This is a genomic window from Streptomyces sp. NPDC007162, assembly GCF_040634175.1.
Lineage (GTDB): Bacteria > Actinomycetota > Actinomycetes > Streptomycetales > Streptomycetaceae > Streptomyces.
This window is the reverse complement of record NZ_JBEYFC010000781.1, coordinates 1-3,041: the sequence shown is the minus strand read 5'-3', so window position 1 is coordinate 3,041 and position 3,041 is coordinate 1. Positions and strand designations below refer to the sequence as shown.

Annotated in this window: 3 protein-coding genes and 2 pseudogenes; all 5 read left to right on the top strand. The window is 64.6% G+C overall.

From position 1 onward, the window contains the following. Positions 1-574: 574 nt before the first annotated feature. Positions 575-931, top strand: coding sequence for a hypothetical protein (locus ABZ646_RS43810; RefSeq protein ID WP_360532578.1), 357 nt, complete (start codon positions 575-577; stop codon positions 929-931). 8 nt (positions 932-939) lie between these two features. Then, a complete protein-coding gene (locus ABZ646_RS43805; RefSeq protein ID WP_360532575.1) occupies positions 940-1,263 on the top strand; it encodes a transcriptional regulator in 324 nt (107 codons plus the stop codon). Positions 1,264-1,406: 143 nt separating this feature from the next. After that, a pseudogene (locus ABZ646_RS43800) lies at positions 1,407-2,566 on the top strand (IS3 family transposase). Positions 2,567-2,589: 23 nt separating this feature from the next. After that, the gene (locus ABZ646_RS43795) at positions 2,590-2,742 is read left to right on the top strand and encodes a hypothetical protein (protein ID WP_360532572.1); all 153 of its coding nucleotides are present in this window, start codon (positions 2,590-2,592) and stop codon (positions 2,740-2,742) included. Positions 2,743-2,847: 105 nt separating this feature from the next. After that, positions 2,848-3,041, top strand: a pseudogene (locus tag ABZ646_RS43790) (IS256 family transposase); the annotation flags it as partial.

Sequence of the window (3,041 nt, the reverse complement as noted above, 5' to 3'; positions counted from 1 at the left end):
CAGCATCGCGACCAGTTGCTCGTCGGACACGGACGCAGGCTGCCCCGACTGGGCACTCTCGACAGGCTCCACGGTCTCCAACTCCACGGCGGTGTAAGTCACTTGACGTCACTCCCATGATCGTCGGATCCGCCGTTAGATTTACACTCCCCCGGCGGAAGACCCCACCCGGCCAACCTTCCCGGTCAGAGCACTAGAGAGATCGGTTGGAGACGGTCATACAGGTCGGTATGAGTGCCGTGGGAGTCACGGTCAGGCGTTGACGGTTGCTGTGGTTCCTGTACTTCGCTGCTGTACCGCTTGAGCCCCACGCTTCGAACCGGACGCGACGCGACCACATTCCGAGCAACGGAACTACTTTTGCATCACAAAAGTAGATGCAAGAATGAAGCCACCGAAGTATGTCTACGGAGAGAGTGGGAGAACCATGTCAAGCAGTGAGCACTCAGGCTGGGCCACAGCAACGGGCGGCCTGCAAGCCGCGCAGCAGGCCCAACTGGCCGCCAACACGCCGCCCCCCTACCAAGCGTGGTGGGCACCTGTAGCAGGCGTTACTCACGGAGTCGGGATAGCCTTGGCCGTCGGGCCGCTTCTGTACAAGGCGGATGGCGCGGCATGGAAGCTTACATTACTGGTCGCTACGATCGCGGCCCTGTCCACCTTCCCGGTCATGTGCGCGGTGCGGGTGCTCAGGATGCAGGTCCGTCCTTCGCCACCGCGTGGAACCACGAGGCAACGCACACTCCTCGAAGGTTTGCCGGTGGTCGCCTACGGCGTCGCTGCCCTCACGTTCCTCGCCTTCGGTGTGAGCGTGGGTGCGATCGCCTTGGGAATCCTCGGAGGAGGCTCCCTATGGTGGCGAGAAACCCGCAAGAACGCGCTCCGCTCCGAGATGGTGGCGACCCTGAAGGCGTTGGGGCGCACCGAATGAAACACGCCGTGTCACCGACGCTGGACCAGGTCATTCACCATCCGACGCGCCTGACCATGATGGCCTTCCTCGCCGGCTGCGCCGAAGCCGAATTCGCCGCAGTTCGTGAGTACTGCCAGGTCTCCGACGCGAGCGTCAGTCGCATCGCGACCGCCCTGGAGGATGCCGGCTACATCAAGGTTCGCAAAGGAGCGGTCGGACGCCGCCCACGCACATGGTTGTCGCTGACACCAGCCGGCCGTACGGCTCTCAAGCGTCACCTCGCTGCGCTCCAAGCGATCGTCGACGCGGCGCAAGCAGCAGGCGCGAAAGCAAGCGATCACGATAGCTGAGGCACGACTCAGCGGAGCTTGATGACACTCACGACCTCTTCGTCCGGGTCTGATGCACGATCGGGTGACATCTTGACCTGCCCCACCTATGGGGTTCCAGTTCCGGTGGCTAACTGACAGCCCTTCACGGAAGGCTGGCAGTCATGCCTCGTCCCTATCCTCCGGAGTTCCGGGCGCGCGCCATCGCGCTGATCCGCGCCGGCAAGCAGGCCAAACAGACAGCGGTGGAGCTCGGCATCCATCCCGTCACGTTGTCGAAGTGGTTGCGGCAAGATGACATCGACAACGGGCGGCGACCGGGAACCCCGTCGAGCGAGTCCGCTGAGTTGCGGGCCGCTCGCCAGCGGATCCGAGAGCTGGAAGCCGAGCTGGCGATCGTCCGGCAGGCGGCGAAGTTCCTCGGCGAGGACAAGCCGGCCCCAAAAGGCTCTACCCGGTGATCGACCGACTCGTCGATGCCGGGGCACCGGTCGACAGGTGCTGCCGGATCCTTGGCGTCGCCCGGCAGAACTACTACAAGCACAAGCGCACACCGACCACTCAACGGCAGCTGCGGCGGGACTGGCTGACCGGGCTGATCCGAGAGGTTCACGTCGCTTCCCGCGGCACTTACGGCTACCGCCGCATCCATGCCGAGCTCACCCTGGGCATGGGCATCCGGGTCTGCTCCAGGACCGCGTCGGTGCTGATGACACAGGCCGGGATCCACGGCCTGCCCGGACCGGTGCGCATCAAGCGGCTGCGTGGCATCGTCACCGCTGAGGACCTGGTCAATCGCAAGTTCCATCGGCTGCGTCCCGACGAGCTGTGGGTCACCGACATCACCCAGCACCGCACCAGGGAAGGGTGGGTGTACTGCGCGGCGGTCCTCGATGCGTTCAGCCGCAGGATCGTGGGCTGGTCCATCGACTCACGGCAGGACTCCACCCTCGTGGTCAACGCGCTGGACATGGCCATCCGCAACCGCCGCCCCGAGCCGGGCGGGATCGTTCACGCCGATCACAGCACCCAGTTCACCTCCTGGGTCTTCGGGGAGTAGATCCGCTCCGCCGGCCTCCTGCCGTCGTTCGGCACCGTCGGGGACGGCCTGGACAACGCGATGATGGAGTCGTTCTGGTCCTCGATGCAGATCGAGCTGCTCAACCGCAAGCGCTGGAAGACCTGGGTCGAACTGGCCAACGCGATCTTCGAGTTCATCGAGATCTTCTACAACCGCCAGAGACGACACTCGGCACTGGGCTACCGCACCCCCATCGAGTACGAACTACTCTCCGAGAACGACACCATCCCAGCTGCCGGTTAGCCAACGAGCCTGGAGCCCAAACGGTGGGGCAGGTCAAGACGTCACTCGATCGTGCATCAGACCCCCTCGACCAGCTCACCGCGTTGGTGAAGACCCGGCTCCAACGGATGCAGTACCGCCCCCGCCTCATCGAGGGCCTCATCGCCAAGACCGGGCTCGACCTCCAAGTGCCGTAACTTCGGCCGTCAAAGATCTCCTAGAAGTAGGAGGCCACCAGGTCGCGGTCCACCGTGGGGTCTGTACGGTGAGCGGTGTAACTCCCGAGCTGGAAGCGACAGTTGATGACTGACGTGACGAGTGACACCGAGGCCGGGAAGGCCGTTGTGAGTGGGGCAAGCGCCGTCGATGACGGGCTGGTCGCCGAGCTGGTTGCCCGGGCTCAGGCCGGTGGCGTGAAGCTCACCGGGGAGGGTGGCCTCCTGCAGCAGCTGACCAAACGGGTGCTGGAGTCCGCTCTGGAGGGCGAGCTCACGGA